11 protein-coding genes are annotated in these 18,989 nt (G+C 59.1%); 3 read left to right on the top strand and 8 right to left on the bottom strand.

Annotated elements, in window-relative coordinates:
• Window positions 1-1,263: 1,263 nt before the first annotated feature.
• The 3 genes from BLV07_RS14360 to BLV07_RS14370 all read left to right on the top strand — a co-directional run bounded on the left by BLV07_RS14360 (window position 1,264) and on the right by BLV07_RS14370 (window position 8,165).
• Entirely contained in the window at window positions 1,264-2,664 is a 1,401-nt protein-coding gene (locus BLV07_RS14360; protein WP_244551107.1) for a GFA family protein, read from the top strand.
• Window positions 2,649-3,326 (top strand): 2OG-Fe(II) oxygenase, encoded by a 678-nt coding sequence (locus tag BLV07_RS14365; protein WP_091886421.1) that lies wholly within the window; start codon window positions 2,649-2,651, stop codon window positions 3,324-3,326. The genes BLV07_RS14360 and BLV07_RS14365 overlap by 16 nt, the downstream gene beginning before the upstream one ends.
• Window positions 3,327-4,370: 1,044 nt before the next feature.
• The gene (locus BLV07_RS14370; RefSeq protein WP_176945529.1) at window positions 4,371-8,165 is read left to right on the top strand and encodes a Ulp1 family isopeptidase; all 3,795 of its coding nucleotides are present in this window, start codon (window positions 4,371-4,373) and stop codon (window positions 8,163-8,165) included.
• 127 nt (window positions 8,166-8,292) lie between these two features.
• Here BLV07_RS14370 and BLV07_RS14375 read toward each other — a convergent pair whose 3' ends face one another.
• The 8 genes from BLV07_RS14375 to BLV07_RS14405 all read right to left on the bottom strand — a co-directional run bounded on the left by BLV07_RS14375 (window position 8,293) and on the right by BLV07_RS14405 (window position 18,989).
• Window positions 8,293-9,609 (bottom strand): preATP grasp domain-containing protein, encoded by a 1,317-nt coding sequence (locus tag BLV07_RS14375; RefSeq protein ID WP_091886427.1) that lies wholly within the window; start codon window positions 9,607-9,609, stop codon window positions 8,293-8,295.
• 180 nt (window positions 9,610-9,789) lie between these two features.
• Window positions 9,790-11,310 carry a class I adenylate-forming enzyme family protein gene (locus BLV07_RS14380; RefSeq protein ID WP_176945537.1) on the bottom strand — a complete coding sequence of 507 codons (1,521 nt, stop codon included), beginning with the start codon at window positions 11,308-11,310 and terminating at the stop codon, window positions 9,790-9,792.
• Window positions 11,311-11,467: 157 nt separating this feature from the next.
• Window positions 11,468-11,731, bottom strand: coding sequence for a hypothetical protein (locus tag BLV07_RS46205; protein WP_143035423.1), 264 nt, complete (start codon window positions 11,729-11,731; stop codon window positions 11,468-11,470).
• A 986-nt stretch (window positions 11,732-12,717) separates the two neighbouring features.
• The gene (locus tag BLV07_RS14385) at window positions 12,718-13,842 is read right to left on the bottom strand and encodes a M20 family metallopeptidase (protein ID WP_091886433.1); all 1,125 of its coding nucleotides are present in this window, start codon (window positions 13,840-13,842) and stop codon (window positions 12,718-12,720) included.
• Between the two features lie 529 nt (window positions 13,843-14,371).
• Window positions 14,372-14,896 (bottom strand): flavin reductase family protein, encoded by a 525-nt coding sequence (locus tag BLV07_RS14390; protein WP_244551108.1) that lies wholly within the window; start codon window positions 14,894-14,896, stop codon window positions 14,372-14,374.
• Between the two features lie 441 nt (window positions 14,897-15,337).
• Window positions 15,338-15,523, bottom strand: coding sequence for a hypothetical protein (locus BLV07_RS14395; RefSeq protein WP_091886436.1), 186 nt, complete (start codon window positions 15,521-15,523; stop codon window positions 15,338-15,340).
• A gap of 259 nt (window positions 15,524-15,782) precedes the next feature.
• Window positions 15,783-16,796, bottom strand: a complete 1,014-nt coding sequence (trpD, locus tag BLV07_RS14400) for an anthranilate phosphoribosyltransferase (protein ID WP_091886439.1) — start codon at window positions 16,794-16,796, stop codon at window positions 15,783-15,785.
• Window positions 16,797-17,381: 585 nt separating this feature from the next.
• Window positions 17,382-18,989: an acyl-CoA carboxylase subunit beta gene (locus BLV07_RS14405; protein WP_176945530.1), complete on the bottom strand. Its 1,608-nt coding sequence runs from the start codon at window positions 18,987-18,989 to the stop codon at window positions 17,382-17,384.

Here is an 18,989-nt window from a genome sequence, read left to right on the forward strand (position 1 = left end):
TTGATAGTAATCGGAAAAAGAGGTCAGCATTAGGGAGTAAGACGTCATCAACATTCTCGCCTCTCGCTCGCGCTCAATCGGAAGGTCGATACCGCGAGCGCCATCCTGCTGTCGCGCGAGCAACCCGCAATAGCGCTACGCGATAGCCTGGCTTTTGCGTAGAAGCGTGCCGCAGACGGCCGCCACGGCTGCAGGTCAGCTTCTCGTCAGCTACCTCGCCCATCATGCTATGCTGCCCAACCAGCTCCGAAGTGTCGGTGCCAGCGCACGGCATTACGCCAGGCTCAGCCCCTTCATCGATCCACTCTCGCTGACGAAAACTGACCGCTTTTGTCCGGCATGAGCTGCATCACAGATATTTCAGAAACCCTGTTGTGCGTTCAGGCAAGACTGGGAGATTTATGATGCGATAGATTGTATGAACCTGCTGTTGAATACGGTTTCGTCACCTTTGCCAAGAACGCCGCGCGAAAGTCCGAGGCCAATGCGTGACGAGCGGAGCGACTTTCAGTCGCTAGACCAGGATCGCCCGTAAGCCCGGTTGTTTCTTGGCCATGCATTAATTCGATCACGTGGTCGGGCGCTCTCCCGTGTTACGGGTTTTAGGCGTCAGCTCGTTAGTCAGCCAAGCGCCGGGCACTACCGCCGAGCAGCTATGTGGCACCTTTGGAGCAATCTCCGCAATTCAACAGCCCTACACCCATCGTGAGTGGCGGCTGGCTCTTCGCTGTTCGGTTTCTCACGGCCGTGCAATCCCCTGTCAGGTTCAATACACTTGCAATCGAGGAACCGGTCGCCAGCGTTTTGTCAACGTATTCAGAATCTTATGGAGTGAGTGGACGAGTTGGCACGGCGATTGCTGTAAGCGTGCAAGAACACAGGGTGGTGGCGGTGCTCGACAAAACTAAGGGCGGTCTCTTTGAGACGCTCGTGCCAGGTGCCCGGCAGATGCGGATTGGTTCTTGTAATGCTGTACCAAGCTCACAGCGGCTCGATGAAGTGGCCGGAGCAGCAACCGCGAGGGCTTGATCCATTCACGACAGATCGCGAAAGCCGGAAGCGACCGGGCGACCAGACACGCCACTCCCGCATGTGACGTTAGCCTCCCGATGGCGTGCGCGGCGCAATATCTCACCATGACTCTGCAAGCGAATGCTGGCCGTGCCAGGCATTCGCGGCATCGGACTGCTCGTGGACCGGAATCCGACTGGATCGCCGCCGCTCAATTAATGGACGCGTTCCCATCGATGCGCGTGAGCAGGCATGCCGCTGTCTGCTACCCGCGAAGGTGGGCACGAAGAAATCTCCTGGATGGTGAACGCGATCATAAGGCCATCGCACCAACAACTCGCCGATCTCGCGGCGGCCAATGGTTGGGCCCGGACACAGAGTTGCTTCGTCAAGGACCGTTCTCTCCTCATAGCCAGAGGTCAAATGACATCTCAAGCGTCTCGATTTACACCGGATCAGCCTCCGCAGATATCCTGCGAGTACTTGACTGAGCAAGCGCGAGCCATGTTCGGCCCACATCCGTTCGCTGCGGAGATGTCCCAGGACCAGGCCGCTAGCCTGCTGCCTGAATACCTGGCGATGTCACAGGCGTTCCCGTACCTGCAGGCGGGGTCACAAAGGGATCTCATATTCGATGCAATGCATCACAATCGAGACCTTGCGAGGGACATTGAACTGACCAGCGTGGTCGCAAATTTCATCTGTTGGGACGAGACGGGTGGTTATGGCCGAGTTCTGCACGGCGGAAAGGCGGCGCTACCCGATATTCTGGTGACTGAAAACTTCCACTCAAACCTGTTTAGAAAGGATGCTTCGCAACTACTGGGCAGAGCAGTACGGCCCAACTACAGCGCCACGACGAAGCGGTACCTGCATTCTCTCTATGCCGGATTGTCATCGAAAGACCCCCTAGTGCGTTGCGCCTACATGGTCGCTTTTGAGCTACATGCTGCGGACATGATCCAGTCGCTATGGACCACTCTAGTCAAAACCTTTAAGGCGCGGTCTGACGATCTTGAGTACTTCCGCAGCCATGTCGGCGGAGAAGATCCCGCGGAGAAGTATCACGGAGACATGACAAGCCGGCTGATTGGCGAACTTGTCCCGGCTGACCGTAATGGTCGCTTTTTGGATGAATTCGATCGAGCCTATCGGCTCAGCTTACAGTGGTGCCGCGATCTGCTCCGAATTGTCTCACTTGAGGAAGATGGTCAATCGGAGATCGAACACCATGGCCGTTGTCATTGTGGTTCTGTCAAGTTCTGCGTCCGAGCGCCGCGAGAGCTCTCTGCGGTTCGATGCAATTGCTCAATCTGCCAAATGTCCGGATTTTTGCACTTGCTCGTACCTGGCGATAAGCTTGGCATTGAGTGCGGCGAAGAATTCCTCACCGCGTACCAGTTCAACAAGCACATCGCTCGGCACACGTTTTGCCGGGTTTGTGGCGTAAAGCCATTCTATAGGCCGCGATCGAACCCCTCCGGATTCAGCGTAAATATCCGATGCCTGGATAACAGGACCATCGAACGCATAAGAATAAGCGAGTTCGATGGCGAGCATTGGGAGCAAGCATTCCGCTCGATGCACCAGGACCTGGAGTCCTGCGTCGAAGATCAAAAACCCTGGAGCGAACTCGAATGGCGCGCGCAATGAATGATAAATCCCGTCTGCTTTCAGAGGAAGCTCTGACAAAATACCGCATAGAACTATTGGTGAAGGGGACGGTCGTGATCGGCCCCCAGATATTGTTCACCCAAGATGACTTGGCCAGGATCGATCAGCTGCAGGCTGAGATTCCCGAAGAAGAAGTGCGGGAGGGAGATGCCGGTGACTCGCACAATGTCTTCGTCAAACGCGTGAGGGTAGACCCGCCCGGCCGCGCTCCTAGCAACGTGAGTGGTGCAGCTCCAGGGCAGATCATGGAACTACTTGAAAGGAAAGACCGCAGCTTCGCGCTAAGAAAAATCTTGGGAGCATCGTCAGATTACGTGGTTCGCCGATGCCAAATGCATCGTATGCCTCCTGGTTCCTTTGTTGGCATCCATCTGGATGCTGCGAGCGACCCGGATTTCGAGTACTCGGTGATTGTGCAGCTCGCGAGAGACTTCGAGGGGGGTGAGTTCGTGGTATATCCAAGCGCGTACGAACAGCAGGTATTCCGACCGCCATTTGGCGCCGTGCTTGTCACCACATGTAAGCTCCGGCATGAGGTGAAGCCTGTGCTGACCGGGGAGCGCCGATCGCTGGTCTACTTCTGTTCAAAACGCAGCGGCGCGAACCGCCGGATCATCGAAAGCTCTACTGGTGGCCAATGAGATTTTGAATGAGTTGGGTAACGGGTGAGCTCTCAGCAGATAAGGTTGGTAGCTTGGCCATCTTGTGTAAGATCCGGTTGGGTCTTTGTCGCTGTGGGATATAGACTGTTTTTTCAGGCTCAGCGAAAGGTCGCCGCCTTAAGCTGCTCGGAAGAAATCACGCTGTGACCGTCACGATCCGTGACGAGCTCCCGCACTGAACAGTGCGATCGGATTGTCCAAATTCCACTGAATCGAAGCGGAGCTGCGACATTGGTCAAGCGGGACCCTCGGTTCTTCCGACCCAAGCGAGCACCTCTAACGAGGTCCACCCGTTCTCGTCGAGCGGCGACGCAACGAGCGCGCCGGGGAGTCTCATGTCAGCCCGAGCCATCATTAATGAGCTGATCCGTTTGATGGAAATCGCGGCGGCGTTCGTGAGCGAGCGGCGCATCGGCGGGACGAAACTGCTAGCCTCTTCGGCCGAAAGTCTGCCAAAGGGTGCTCAGGATAGATTGTGGTAAGTCATCGTTGCTGCCTTGACGGCAGGCGAGTCGGCGCGTGCCGATGGTGCATTCGCGCCGCGCGCACGAAGCCCTGTTGTCGTCAGGTTCTCGACAGCTACCACACCTAGCAAAACAGCCGAATGCCCAGAGTGATTTGGGACGGCATCTGCGCGAACTGGGGCTTGTTGCAGGGGCCAGACCTCAGAAGAGGAGCCTCAGCTGAAGCCTCCTGATCGCGCTCGGTTTTTGCACGATCGTCCTGGAGCAGCCGAGTCCTAAGTCTATATTTCGAAGGTGAAAACGGATGGACTTTACCTCAACTCGCGGGGGGCTCCAGCAGTCGGGCAGCGCGGGCCCGCAAGAGAACTTGTCGGTTTCCCCGTCGGCAGACTCAGCGGCTTTCGAACAGCAGTTGAGGGAGATCGCCAATGCAGGTGGCGGCGTGCCGACGCAAGCCTCCATCCATCAAGTCGGCGCATCCTTACCCGAGGGGCAGCCCCTTAGGGAGGCGGGCGAGCACGAATACCCGCCAATACCGCATCGCGGAAGGGCTGGGACGATGCTGGCGGTCTCGATGCCGCCGCCACGGCCAACTTGGGCTTTCGTAGGCCGTAGCGGCGAGCCTCTCTATTCTGAAGACGCCCCTCTTGTCGAGGGACTGAGGGCGGCACTTATCAAGGGCGGGTTCAAGGAGCGCACTGCCAAGAGTCATGTAGACGCTCTTCTTAGATTCGGACGATGGCTTCTCAAGAACAACAAGCAGGGCATAGCCGAGCGTCTTTACGACGGCACGCTGGACAGCGATGCAGCGGAGTTCAAGAAGGCGGGCGAGCGGGGCATCCTTACCGCGCTCGGTCATCTGCGGGCCTCGCAGGCTGCGGGCGGAGTCGCGCCGATCGCAAGCCGGGCTAACCCTTCCGCCGATGATGCCGACCTCATCAAGGAGTACAAGTCGACTATCATCAAGGAACGCAAGAAGGAAGCGGCGACTGCGTACAAGTATGCAACTGCTCTTGGCAGCTTCAGTGAGTATCTGCGCAACGACGCCAGGCCAGGCATTGCTGCTCGGCTCTACGATCAGTCGCTTGACGAAGATCTCATGCGCTATGAGGCCAGCCCTCGTCCTCACCCGAAGATCGGTGCCGCACTGGTTCACCTGCGGCAGTCACTGGCTGGAGACGGAGCGGTCGAGCATGATAGCCATATTCTCCCCGAACATGCCGACCTGATGGACGCGATGCGCCTGGCGGATGCCGTTGCGCAGGACAGCGCGTTGCAGCGAATTGTCAGCTGGCCAGAAATGCTGCCTGCGCAAGGTCACGATCAGGACGCGCCGTTGAGCATCATGGACCAACCCAGCCCCTCGTCCTATCTGGCACTGCAACCAGGCCAGGTCGGCCGCAGCGCCGAACTTCTTTATTCCGAGGATGTCCCCCTTATTTTGGGGCTCAAGGAAGCGCTCCTTAGGGGCGGGGCCGCCGAGAGCACTGCCAGGAGCAATGTCGATTATCTTTTGAGCTTCGGCCGCTGGCTTTTTGCGAACGACAAGCCGCCAATCGCCGATCGGCTCGACCACGAGACGCTCGATAAAGATGTCGAGGAGTTTATAACCAAGCGTGGTGCCACGAACGTCCGGACAGCACTGGCTCATTTGCGGACCTCGCAAGTGGCGGGCGGAGTTGCGCCGGTCGCAGGCCGGCCTGACCTGAATCCATATCCCGAGGACACTGCCCTCATTAAACAGTACAAAGAACAGGCGGCGACTGCCGGCACATCAAAAACTGCCAAGACCTATGCAAGTCTCATTACCGATTTCGGTCACTACCTGCGCGAAAACAATAAGCAAAGTATTGCCTCTCGGCTTGGCGATGGCACGCTGGATGACGAAGACGAATCGCTAAATGAGGAGATAAATCTCTACAGGGATTCCGGTGGCCACAGAGCGATCGGCGCCGCACTGGAACATCTGCGGACTGGTGCGAGAAAACTCGGTCCTTCATCGCTTCATACCGAGGATGCAGAGCTCATTTCCGGGCTTGAGGACGCACTCATCAAGGCGAACTTCGAGAAGATTACCGCGCAGACCAACGGACGGATTCTCCGCAGATTCAGCCGTTGGCTCGTCGCAAACGAAAAGCCGGCAATTGCGTCCAGGCTTTACGATAAGTCGCTCGAGCAAGATGCCGCAACGTTTGACAAAGGTCCCAAGCGGCGCGCCCTTGCGGCACTAGATCATCTGCGGGCCGCACAGTCGGCAGACGGAATCGCGCCAAATGCAAGTCGCACCAAAACGGTAGCGACTCCCTTCCATTCCGAGGATGCTCAGCTTATTTCGGGGCTGGAAAAGGCACTCGTCGCAGCCAGGTACGAAGAGGCCAGCGCCCAGGCTACCGGCCGTTATATTCGCAAATTGAGCCAGTGGCTGTTTGCAAACAACAAGCCTGCAATTGCCGGCCGGATTGGCGAGGAGTCGCTGGACAAAGATGTAGAGGCATTCAAAGCGAGCGGGGGCGAGCAGCAAGTCGTTGCGGCCCTGGCTCATCTGCGGGCCTCTCAGTCGGCTGCCGGCATTGCGCCGAGGAAGGGCCGGCCTGGCCTCAGTCCTTATCCCGAGGATGCGGACCTGATCAGAGATTACAAGGCCACAGAATCCAAGCCTACTGCCAGGAACTATGCACCTATTCTGACCGGTTTCAGCGACTACTTGCGTCAAAGCCACAAGCAAAGCATTGCTGCTCGCCTGTCCGACGGGTCGCTGGATAAAGATGTCGAGGCCTATAAGAACTCTGGCGGCCATGCGAAGACCGGTGCCGCACTGGCTCATCTTCTCAAGTCGCCGGCGGGCGTTCGAGCCATAGAGCTCAGGCGCGTTGCTGACGCTGCCGGGCAGCATCCCGCGTCCGCGGGACGTATCAGCTCGCCTGCGGACCTTGCCGGGGAAGAGGACGACCAGCATCTATCGGCGGCGGTGGACGTACCCGGACTGTCGTCGTCTCTCGAACCAGCCTTGAATCAGCAGCGGGCACAGGGTCCCGAAGAGTACCCAGGTCCGTTAAACTGGCACTACGAGGACCCGGCGGCCGCGGACGAACCGATCGATGCACTTGATTGGGGCGACCTCCTGCCAAGCGAGGAGGTTTTTGAGCACGGCGCAGCGGACTCGAGGCCAACGAAGAGACAGAGGATCCAAGATGATCCGCAAGACGGCCAGATTGAGCAGCAGTTAAGCCAGATCAGCAATTCAGAAGTCCGCCCTTTAGTGCAGGCCCCTGCCGATCAACCGGGTGCCTCGCTATGGCAGGCACAGAGTGGACATGATTACGAGGCCGCGCCGCACATGGTCGTGAGACAGGCCGAGGACGCCGCTGCGCAGCAAAGCGCCCCTCAGGGAAGCGTCAACTGGCCATTGCTCCTCCCCGCAGCTTACGATCCGGATGTCCTTTGGGGGATGTTGGAGGACCGTCCACCGTGGTCCGGGTCAATCAATCCTGATCAGGCGCAGGAGATAGAGCAAGCTGCATCAACTGTTGGGGCCACCTCAAGCTGGTCGCTGCCCACGTCGCCCAACTTTGATTGGAGCATGGTGCCGACCACGCCATCCTCCGTCGGGCCTCAGTCCTCTGATGTCGAACGCCGTGTGGAGTCTCTGGTTGATTTGCTATCGCAGGAGTTGCGCGATGATGCTCACTTTGCGCCAATACGCACTCCACCTCACGCCCAGATCGCGGCTGGGGCTCCGACAGCCCCGCTCCATGGGCGCAGCGGGCCGCTGCTGGGTGTCACGGAATGGCTGGGCGATGAGCATATCACGGCCGACTACGCGCTCGTGGAAGAAGAGTTGCAGAGAATCGATCCGGATCTCGCCGCCCAGACCCGATTCGTTCGGCCCGCGCAAGCTCAGTTTCTGCGCTTGATCCCGAGCCAGAGCGACCGCCTACAAACCTTCCGGCAGATCGTCAATGATCAGGATGGCAACGATACCGCCAACTTCCTGTTCGTGCCCGTGAACGATGGTGGCGTTACTGGCGGCGGCGCCCACTGGTCGCTGCTGCTGGTTGACCGACGCGTGCGCACCGCCCCGGTTGCCTATCACTATGACTCCGCGGGGTCACGCAACAGCACCGTTGCAGAACAGCTCGCAGCACGTTTCGGCTCCCGCCTGCAACCGGCCCGCATGGCCCGGCAGCAGAACGGCCATGATTGCGGAGTCTATGTGGTAGACGCGACGCGAGCGCTGATTGGACGATTGGCGCAGGGCGAGCGGCCAGACAATGAGCCGCTGCACCTCGAGCACATCAGTTCCGATCGGCCGGCACTTCAGGAGCGACTTAGGGGTGGTCGCGATTGGGGCTGACAGAGCTCGCGCGAGACGAAGCAGACATTCACGTCACGTCGTCAGGTACCGGTTTCAGCGCGCGATCGAAAGCAGGGACAAGTTCGGATGAATTGAGCGGTTCAAGATATGGTCGCTGGGATCTCAATCAAACCATTCTTAGTAGCCGGTGCTGCAGATCGCGGGCCGCGGGCCTATCGCGCGCAATCACAAGGCACTCCACTGTGCCAGCCTCTTCGTCGGCGGCAAGCGGGATCACGCCCTCCTTGCGTGTGCGGTCGAACAGAAATCCTTCCTTGACGAAACGATCCTGCGCCGTTTGGAGGGACCGCGATCGAACATTTCTCGCGGATAAAATAACGTTGCAACCGGAATAGTCGAAGCCCAGCAGCCGGACGGCAATGCTGTGTAACACCGAGCCGCCACCCCAGCGGCCGTTCGCTTCATTAAACAGCAACCGTCCGTCATCCGCGAAAATGGCGTCAATGTTGATCATTCCGCGATATCCCAGGTCTCGCGCAAGCGCCACAAATCGGTAGGCATGCGCCTGGGCAGTCAACCATTGCTCGTTCCCCAGGTCGCTTGGAAGCTCAAGTCCTGTCCAGATCAGAGCTCTTTCGGATCGATCCGTACTTTTACGCAGACGTATGTTTCCACTGTTGGTGAAAACGATTGAACCATCATCCTCAATTTCATACTCGAGATAGAACAAAGACCGGGCCAGGTGGTACGATTCCACGACCAGCGTCTTACACGATGCCGTTGTCATCTCAGACCAAAGCGCGTCAGGATCGAACGACGGCCATGAAATTGGCCGGGTATCTCTTGCCCCAGGTAGTGGATCGCTTTCATCGCCGGTCAGGATGACATTTCCGACCCCACCGGCTCCATTGTCCAGCTTTACAATGACGCTGCCGGTCTCGGATCTGAGGGAAGTGACCGCTCTGAATAGTTCGTTTGAGTCCGTCGTGACGGATCCATTGGGCAGCGGAAGTGCGACGCTTGTCGCCAATTGACGGAAGTGGCTCTTGCGGTTCAACAGATCAGGCCCTCGCTGCAAAGCGAAGTCGTCGCCGGTCTGCGCTATGCCCAGCATGGCCGCCAGGCGTGCGACGCCTTCGGTAGAGTAGCAGGGATACAATCGCCAGGTTGATTTCTGACGACTATGTCTGTTGATTCGCTCAACGACAGTCTTGGACAGCAGTGTGCAATCATCAAGGACCGGCGATTGGCGGCCGCCTTCAGGTACAAGCAGACAAAGGCTCGATGCGTCGAAATCGAGCGTCGCGCCAATGAAGGATAGCAGATCCGCCGGGATGACTACCGGGGAGACTATCAGATCGCCCTCCTGAGCAAACCACGCTGAACGGTATGCCGAGTTGGCGGCCAGCGAAAGTTGAGCTGGTGTCAGATCGGCGCCAGACATTTGAGCCGTACCGGCATTCATGATCAAGATCCGCGGCATCCGCGACCTCCGAGCATTTGGACGCGATCAGAGACAGGGATCGTCATGCCAACAATGATGAACTTGCTGCGCCGTGGTGAGGCACTGAGCGGAGGCTGATTTTGCGCCGTCTCGATGTCACCTGCGATGTAGCGGGAGAGCACGGCCCGCCTCCAACTGCTGATCTCAATTGATAGCGCCTTACGGGCTTGATCGCGTGGCGATCTCCTTCAGCAAAAAATGCTGGATCTTGCCCAACGCGGTTTTCGGTAATTCTTGCGTGAAAATGATTTCGCGCGGCACCTTAAAACGAGCGAGCTGTGACTGGACATGCGCTATCAGCGCTTCCGCCTCGATCCGGGCCCCAGCTCGCCTGATCACATAAGCGACCGGTACTTCTTCCCAGCGCGGATCGGGGCGACCGACCACGGCGCATTCCGCGACATCCGGATGGCCTGTAAGCACACGCTCTACTTCTGCCGGATAGACATTCTCTCCGCCCGAAATGATCAGGTTTTTCTTGCGGTCGTGGACCCAAAAATATCCATCTGCGTCGCAGCGGCCAATGTCCCCAGTGCGATACCAACCATTGCTCAAAGCCTCACGCGTTGCCTGTTGATTGCCCCAATATCCGCAAAAAACGTTGGGCCCACGGATTGCGATCTCGCCTGGGGTACCGGGCGGCAAGTTGCTGCCCGAATCATCGATGATCGCCGCTTCGCAGCACAGACCTGCCTGGCCGCTTGAGCCCTCAGGCACGAGCTCTCCGCCGAGCTTCGTATACACAGCGATCGGGCAGGTCTCCGTCGAACCGTAAACCTGCAGGACTGGCACGCCGCGCCCGACAAAGCGCTCGACAAGGTGCTGAGGCACCATCGTCGATCCGGTACAGATTGCTCTGAGCGAGGATAGGTCGGTGCTTTCCCATCGACCATTGCTGGTCAGGGCTTGCATCATGGCTGGCACCAGGGCTGCCAGCGTCGGCCGGTCACGCTCGAACGCATCAAGCATGGTCTCCGGCGTAAAGCGGGTGTGGATAGTCACCGTCGCGCCCTGATGCAAACTCGGCGTCGACTGGATGTTCAAGCCACCGACGTGGAAAAACGGCAAAACAGCCAGCGCGTGATCGGCCGAGGTGAGGTCGTGCATGTGCTGGCTCATGATGCCGTTCCACAGCAACGCTTCCTGACGCAGCACGGCGCCTTTCGGTCGCCCTGTGGTGCCCGAAGTATAGACGATCAGAAGCGGGCAAGAGAGGTCCGCACGTGGATTGCGTCCGTCACCACAGTCTCCGTCCAGGAGATCGTCCAACTTGCTGCCGCCGAGAGGCGTAAAGTCCAACCCGACAGGGGAGGCATGGGGCACTTGCTTCGTCAGGACAGGCAAAGCTGCGTCGAAGCACTGCTCAAGAACGAGCGCTTTTGCCCCCGAGTCTGACAAAATGAAAAGGTGCTCGGCGGCCGCAAGGCGCCAATTCAATGGTACGAGGATTGCGCCGAGCCTCGCACAGGCATAGAGCAGCGCCAGATAATCAGGCCTGTTGAGGCTGAGGATCGCGATCCGGTCTCCCCTCTGGACGCCGAGCTGGCTCTTGAAGGCGCGAGCGATCCGCTCGATCCGTCGATTGAGGCTGACGTAGCTGAGAGTCTGCCCTTCGAAATGGATTGCGGTTTTGTCGGGAGTGTACGCAGCGTTTCGCTCGATCAGGCTGCAGAGATCCAACTTGTTATCCATGCGCCTCAGGCCCGCACAATACGTTTGTCCCGATGCGCTTCAGCCGACCCGGAATTGCTTGGCGAGGCCCCGATCACATGCTTCGGTTGATCTTTGTACAGGCTATGATCACACGGCCTTGGCTGAGCCCGGTTCTTGATGGTTGTCATGGGTTGCGAACAATGGATATTGCGTGAGGGATCTCAGGCGATTGATCACTCACTCTGTTCTGCTGGGCGGCGGTCGTGTGCATCTGTCGGTAATGATAGGCACACCACGAAGACAGTGTCTTGCCGCGTCTTTGATATACAGGCTCGCCGCACATATAGGCCGCTCTGGCATCTCCATCTTTGAAGCCGATGATGCAACGGCATTGGCCTTCAATATGGTCGATTAACAGGACCTTCTTGACGCCGTCGGGCTCTTTCAACTTGCTGCTCCATAATGCCAAGCAAAATCTTCCGATGCCGCGCTGGTCACGCGGAGCGACACTTGCAGCTCAGGCTCTTTGAAACCCTGCGCCGTTCTGAGGCCCGCCGTCTGTCGCACCTTTGCGCGATGTAAATGCCTTGCCAGCCACAGGAAAGCAGTTTGAACAGAGCGGAAAGCCGGTTCGGCGAACTGATTTTGGCGTGGTGTCGCGCCAGAGGAGGGGCTTGTTTTAGATTCGGGAAGCAGCGTAGCGGCTTCGGATGGAGGTCGACGTCGATCAAATCTGACCTCATCGGCTCTCTGGTGGCCCGGCCCAGGACAGCCACATAGTCTCGGGTCCGGAATGGCGAACCATTCAAAGCTACGTGCGAGCCATCGCGCCGCAATCGGGACTCGCTGCATAGCCCTTCCGGCCGACCCGCCACCGGGGATGAGGATCATGACCGACCATCGGGGCGTGGATCTGACCAACTGAGACATTCACAATCCTTCACAATCCCGGCGGCAGACCAAGATCCAACCTCAAGACCGTACAACTTAACGTTACGTCCGATTCAAGCCCTTTTGGGCAGCCTGTGTGAACGTGGCCAAGCTCTCAGGCTGCCGGAAACGGGCTGGTCTGGTGTCGCACGCATTCAGCGCTGCGATTTGCGTCAAGAAAGTTCGTCATCCCCTTGAGATCAGGGTCGCTGCCGATGAGCCCATTGTCGGAAACGCTCGCCCCTTTCGCGACCAAGTGCTCGCTGCCTTTGCAGCCGATTGCGCGCCTGACCTCCGCTGCGTCAATTGAATAGCTCAGTCACTTCTATCCGGCGCTGACCCTGCAATGCCAAATGCGGCATCCGACCGATAGTTTTCGATCAGGTCGGCCTGGATCGGGGCGCAGCTTGTAGCCCTTGAGGCGTTCGAAGAACGATCCCGCGAATGTTCCGGCGGCCGTCATCCAACGCACGTCGCGGTCGCTGACTTCGCCTGGCGGCGGGATTATCGCAGCGTCTGATAGAGGCGGTACAGCAGCCGCGCGCGAGGTTCAATCGACGAGATGTAGAGTTGCTCATAATGCGTATGCGCGCCCTTGCCGTCGACGCCAAGGCCGTCAAGGGTCGCGGTATGCGGCGCGGTGAAATTGCTATCGGAGCCGCCGCCGCTGAACGCGTCGAGCAGCTCGAAGCCAAGCTCGGCGGCAAGCTTTTTGGCGTGTTCGTAAAGCGCGGCACCGGCGCCGGTCTTCTCATATGGCGGACGGTTCAATTTGCCTAATACCTTCACGCTGACGCCCTCGGTGCGCGAGCTGATGCCGAGAATCTTCGGCACCAGCTCGTCGGCATGGGCCATGGTCGGGACGCGCATGTCGACTTGCGCATAGGCCAGTTCCGCGATCACGTTTGACCTGGTGCCGCCGCGGACGAAGCCGACATTGACGGTGATGCCGCGTGTGAGATCGTTCATCGCCTCCAGCGTCTGGATCACATGGCCGAGTTCCCGGATCGCGCTGCGGCCGTCCTCGGGGCGCGTGCCGGCATGCGCGGGCGCCCCCTTGATGAATACGTCGAAGCGCGCGACGCCCTTGCGCCCCGTGATGACCTTGCCGCCGTCGCGCGCCGGCTCGGTCACCAGCACGTATTTGGCCTTGCGGCCCTCGGCCTCGATCAGCGCGCGCGAGGTCGGGCTGCCGATCTCTTCGTCCGAGACGTAGCGCTGGGTGATGCCGAGCGGTGGGCGTACGTCATCGGCGCAGATTTGCCGGAATGCGTGATAGGCGAGGTAGGCGCCGCCCTTCATGTCGTAGATGCCGGGGCCGAACGCACTATCGCCGTCGATCTTGAAGGGTAGCCGTTCGATGGATCCCATCGGATGAACGGTGTCGAGATGGCTCAACACCAGAATGCCCGGTACGCCCTGCCCCCAAGAAGAGCGGGTCACCAAATGATCGCCGCAGCCGTCACGCCCCGCAACGCGCTCGACGCTGGCCGGCAGGTCGCGATAGCCTGCTGCGACGAGATCAGCCAGTTTGTTGATCTGATCCGGCCGCTCCGCCGGAGATTCGATCACGACCCAGCGGCGAATGCCCTCGAGAATCGGGGCGATTTCGAACGCGTTGCTGGACATAGTTGTCTGACGCCTTTGAATTCAATTGTCATCGCTTCTGCAAGATCATGACATCACCCATGTACTCACATCAGAATCGAGCCCGAGGATCTAGAGATTCGCCAACCGTTGTGACCCAGGGCGTGCGTCTGGAGCCGATCTTGCTGCGGCAACCTACGCGCCTGTCGATTATAACTGAGCTACCAAAGCTGGTAGTTTTCGACACGATTATGCAGCCCCAACGAGGCCGTACTGGAGTTGGGCGTTCTGGTGAGCTGTAATTGTTCTGATCAGGACCGTCCTGCGATATCCCCAAAAACGCATTGTCCTGACCAGGTGACCCGCACGCGTCTCGACGCGGGAGGTCGCCGACCAGCGCCAGCATAGTACGACCGGCGAAGCGCCGAAAATCACCGGAGCTGAGGGGCCTTCAATACGAGCTCTAATCCGTGAAACCAGTTGCAGCCCGGGCGATTGTTCGATGACTGTCGCTGGAAGCGACCAGCGATCCACCGTTCTGCTCTCCCGACGGCATCTGCGCAAGCCGCACTCAGTCAAGCAGTAAGGTTCGAAGCGCGCCCCGGAAGTTGATCAATGGATTGCCATGGCCTTCTCGGGCCGCGATGATTCGTCCGATAAAGATGGTATGTGTCCCAAGCACCTTGTGGTCATACAAAACGCATTCGAGCGCGCAAAATGCGTTCGGCAATAGCGGTACATCGAGGACGCCCTGATTCCAGGGCGCGGTATCGAAGCGGTGAACGCCTTTCGCCCCCTCCCGACCGCCAAAACGCAGTGCAAGGTCCTCTTGGTCGCTGCGGAGAAGACTGACTCCAAAGCTGCCGCTGGCAAGGATCTCGTCATGTGCCTCGGAGCGGGCATTGATGCCGACGACCAGGCACGGCGGCTCCATGCAGATGGATGTCACAGAACTCACCGTCAGTCCACGTCGTCCAGCTGCCGTTCCGGTCGTCACGATGGCGACACCGCTCGCCAGGCTTCGCATGGCCTGGCGGAACTCTGTCGGTTGGATAGACGGCATATCCCGAATCGCAGGAGAGAACTGGTGGCTCATGATCTGCCTCTGGAGTTGTACCCCACTTCTAGTGTCTCCACACCCAGAGACGACTTTGATCCCTATTGGGCCTGTAACGGGGTACCCGGTGTCGGAAATGCGTGACGAGTAAGCTCAGATTGAGACCGGGTGTGACTTCGATGTCCTCTGGATCAGCCACAATCATGACTGGACGGACGTGCAATATCTCGGCGCATTACGCCGGATCGGCGATCGCAGTGGCAGAACTGAGAATTGCCGCCGCCACGCGTTTCAACAGGGCCTCTTCAAGCAGAAAACCGCGCTGAGCGGCCAGCGACGCGCCAGTGCACATGGAGTCGTGGTCGCGATCCGACCAGCTGGGCTGGTACCTCGCTGGACCCCCGTGCGGACGGGATGATGCCGATTGCGGTACCGGAGCGCGCTTGCCAGAGTTTCTCCGCGTAGACGGCATCGACCCACCTAATGCACGTTTAGGAGAACACGTTTTTTTGCCTCGAGAAGATGCTCATCGAGCGTCGCATGCAGCGCACCCCGCAGCTCCGGCGGGATCGAGCTATCTGTATCGATCAATTCCCGAAACTTCCGAATGATGTGTTCTATCATTGCAACAGATCCGAGTGTTTCAATCTTCTGCCAGGACATCATCGATTGTCTCCTTTGGCGCGCAGCGCGCGCTTGGTCGCGGGTCCTCACCTCGGCAACCCCGGCTGCAACAGGCACTGGTCGATAAAAAAGTTGGATCTCGGGCCGCGTTCTCAGCGCGAATTGCTTTCGTCCGGGCGAGCGCAGGCGGCGCACGCTCCCTCAAATCCCGCAGAAGTGACGCGCATTCGCGGCCGCAATATTGTCGCGCTCGAGAACAGCAGTCTTGGTCGGAATACTGGAACATCGGCCAGCTCGGTTGTCACGCGTTCGAAACCGCGATCAGGCGCTTCAGTCGAGCGGCTGCGGCCCCGCGATCAAGTGATTCTTGTCCAAGTGCTACGCCTTCCTGCAGGGTCGAGGCCCGCCCGGCCACGACCAATGCCGCCGCCGCGTTCAAAAGCGCGGCGTCGCGAAATCGACCTGGTTCGCCATCAAGCACATTTTGCAGCGCAACGGCATTAGCCTCGGCATCGCTGCTCTCCAGCGCGTCGTTGCGGCAGCGGGGGAGCCCGGCTTCTTCCGGCGTCACTTCGAAGGTGCGGACTGTACCGGCCTCAAGCGCAGCAACAAAGGTTGGACCGGTGAGGGTTATTTCGTCGAGCCCGTCCGAGCCATGAACAACCCATACCGACTCGGCACCAAGATTCTTCAAGACGTACGCCAGAGGCTGCACCCATTCGGGAGAGAATACCCCAACGATCTGTCGCTTGACCCTGGCCGGATTGGACAGAGGCTCGATCAGATTAAAGATCGTGTGGGTTCCAAGTGCGGTCCGGATCTGGCCGAGGCGCTGCATCGCCGGATAATGGGCTGACGCGAACATGAAGCCGATGTCGGCTTCCTGCACACAACGTGCAATGGCCTCAGGTTTGAGATCGACCTTCACGCCGAGGCGCGCCAACAAGTCCGCGGCGCTTGAACCCGAAGACGCAGCGCGATTGGCATGCTTGGCGACAGGAATGCCGGCCCCGGCGACAATGAAGGAAGCACACGTCGACACGTTGACCGAATACATAAGGGTGTCGCTCGTGCCAGCGATACCGACGGGGTCGCATGCCGCCTCGAGCCGCGGCATTCTATTCCGCATCGCGGAGGCGGCGCCGGTGACTTCTTCGACCGTCTCGCCCCGGACCCGCATCCCCATCAACAAGCCACCGATTTGCGAGGGAGTCGCGTAACCCGACATCACGCTGTCGAAGGCTGACGCAGTTTCCTCACGCGTCAGAGTGGCGCCGGTGGCAACTTTGCCGATGATCGATTTAAGCGCTTCCATCGAACTTTACACGTTCCTTGTCCAAACCTAGGGCTCTTCCGTTCAACCAGGCGTCGTTGAGACCTGGCACCGGTTGCCTTGATGCAGCTGCCCGTCCCATCCGCAACGCGCCATGGCCTCATTGATGCTTGAGGCTGCAGTCGGTTGAGTATGGGCACCCTTGGCGAGGCTACAACCTGACGCTACGTGAGGGTCAAGCTCTCCATTTTGGTGGTGCCGTCCGTCGAAGGGAGATCGTTGGCCAGTTAGAACACTGCAGTTGCTTGACGCCGGGACCGATGGCACTGTCTCGCGCCCGCTTGCCGCGTCCGCAGCGGCCTCTTTACCGCGGTGTTCCGGCCGGATCACCGCATCCTTCAAAGCCTTTTAGCTTTCCGGCGCCGCCGTGGTGGAGCGTTGAAGCGGCTTCCTCTACCTGCTTCGAGGCTATCGGTGCTGAGTAGACCGAGGCCGATGTCAGCTGGCTCTCCAAAATAACCCGACCTGATTGTAAATGAAGGTGCGCAGGACAGCCTTCATAGAGCGATGGACGCGTCCCGTTGATCCGCCCGCGTGAGGCGGTGAGTCGCCGTGTTCGGTCCTGTCTTACAGTCGGAATACGCCGTACTGCGGCGCGTCGATCGGCGCGTTGAACGAAGCGCTCAATGCGATTGCGAGGGCAGTTCTGGTATCGACAGGATCAAGAATGCCGTCGTCCCAGATTTCCGAGGTCGCATAATAGGCACTTGACCGCTCGCGATATTCTTCAAGAATCGGCGCTCGAATGGCTGCCAATTCCTGGTCCGAGAGGCGCCCTCCGGCGCGAGCCAATTGTCTCGCCTTGACGTGGGTGAGAACTCCGGCGGCCTGCTCGGCGCCCATCGCAGATATCTGAGAATTCGGCCAGCTGAACACGAATCGAGGATCAAATGCGCGTCCCGACATAGCGTAAGTTCCTGCGCCGTGCGAGCTATTACAAATGATAGTAAACTTTGGCACAGACGCTCCGGACACCGCCATGATCAGCTTGGCCCCGTCCTTGGTGATCCCACGCCGTTCATATTCGCGGCCAACCATAAAGCCCGTGACGTTCTGCAGGAAGAGCAGGGGCGTACGGTTCTTGTCGCACAGCTGAATGAAATGTGCCCCCTTTAGCGCACTGTCGCCGAATAGAACGCCGTTATTGGCAAGGATCCCGAGTTGATATCCATGAAGCCGCGCAAAGCCGCACACGAGTGATGTCGCATAGCGCGGCTGGTATTCTTGAAATCGGCTGCCATCCACCAGACGAGCGATGATCTCTCGCATGTCGAACTGCGCTCGCGTGTCCTTTGGAATGATCCCGTAGAGTTCGGACGCACTATAGGCGGGCGGCTCGGGGGCTACTCGATCGATCGAGGTCTTCGCCGGTTGGTGGAAGCGAGCAACGACGTCGCGGGCAATCGCAATTGCGTGGATCTCGGAGCTTGCGAAGTAATCACTGGTGCCCGACACGCTGGTGTGCATGAGGGCGCCGCCAAGTTCTTCGGCGGACACTTGTTCGCCGGTGGCAGCCTTCACAACCGGAGGGCCGCCCAGAAAAATCGCTCCAGTACCTTCGACGATAATGTTGTATTCACTGAGCGCCGGGACGTACGCCCCTGCCGCGGTGCAGTGGCCCATGACGACGGCGACCTGCGGCACCCCGATCTTCGAGAGAACGGATTGATTGCGGAGAATTCGACCGGCATGGTAGCGATCAGCAAAGAATTCCGCCTGCAAAGGCAGGAATCCGCCGGCGCAGTCGCACAGGTGAACCACCGGCAGACGGTTTTCGATGGCTATATCCAGGGCCCGCACGATCTTCTTGACCGAGAGCGGATACCATGCGCCGCTCTTCACGCTGGCATCGTCGGCGTGAACAATAACCTCTCGTCCCGCCACAATGCCGATGCCGACGACCTGGGCGGCGCCGGGCACCTCGCCATCATATGCCTTGTTAGCCGCCAGCGTCGAAAGCTCTAGGAACGGAGTTTCCGGATCGAGCAAGGCCGCGAGTCGCTCACGAACAAACAGTTTATTCTGTCGACGCAGCCGCTCGAAGTCCCGCTCGGGCCGGTGGAAGCGGGCAAGGCGTTGGCGCTCCTTCAATTCGGCGGCAAGTTGTCTGTTGTGCAGGTCGTTGCGACGAAATTCCTGCGAGTTCACGTTCGCCGCGGAACCGATCCGCTGCAT

The sequence above is a fragment of the Bradyrhizobium sp. Rc2d genome (assembly GCF_900099855.1).
GTDB lineage: Bacteria > Pseudomonadota > Alphaproteobacteria > Rhizobiales > Xanthobacteraceae > Bradyrhizobium.

What these genes read in the sequence shown, in the direction of transcription:
- BLV07_RS14405 (WP_176945530.1), bottom strand. Translation starts at nt 18,989, where the DNA reads ATGCAGCGGATCGGTTCCGCGGCGAACGTGAACTCGCAGGAATTTCGT.
- BLV07_RS14375 (WP_091886427.1), bottom strand. Translation starts at nt 9,609, where the DNA reads ATGCCGCGGATCTTGATCATGAATGCCGGTACGGCTCAAATGTCTGGC.
- BLV07_RS14370 (WP_176945529.1), top strand. Translation starts at nt 4,371, where the DNA reads ATGCTGGCGGTCTCGATGCCGCCGCCACGGCCAACTTGGGCTTTCGTA.
- trpD (WP_091886439.1), bottom strand. Translation starts at nt 16,796, where the DNA reads ATGGAAGCGCTTAAATCGATCATCGGCAAAGTTGCCACCGGCGCCACT.
- BLV07_RS14360 (WP_244551107.1), top strand. Translation starts at nt 1,264, where the DNA reads ATGCCGCTGTCTGCTACCCGCGAAGGTGGGCACGAAGAAATCTCCTGG.
- BLV07_RS14385 (WP_091886433.1), bottom strand. Translation starts at nt 13,842, where the DNA reads ATGTCCAGCAACGCGTTCGAAATCGCCCCGATTCTCGAGGGCATTCGC.
- BLV07_RS14395 (WP_091886436.1), bottom strand. Translation starts at nt 15,523, where the DNA reads ATGATGTCCTGGCAGAAGATTGAAACACTCGGATCTGTTGCAATGATA.
- BLV07_RS14365 (WP_091886421.1), top strand. Translation starts at nt 2,649, where the DNA reads ATGGCGCGCGCAATGAATGATAAATCCCGTCTGCTTTCAGAGGAAGCT.
- BLV07_RS14390 (WP_244551108.1), bottom strand. Translation starts at nt 14,896, where the DNA reads ATGAGCCACCAGTTCTCTCCTGCGATTCGGGATATGCCGTCTATCCAA.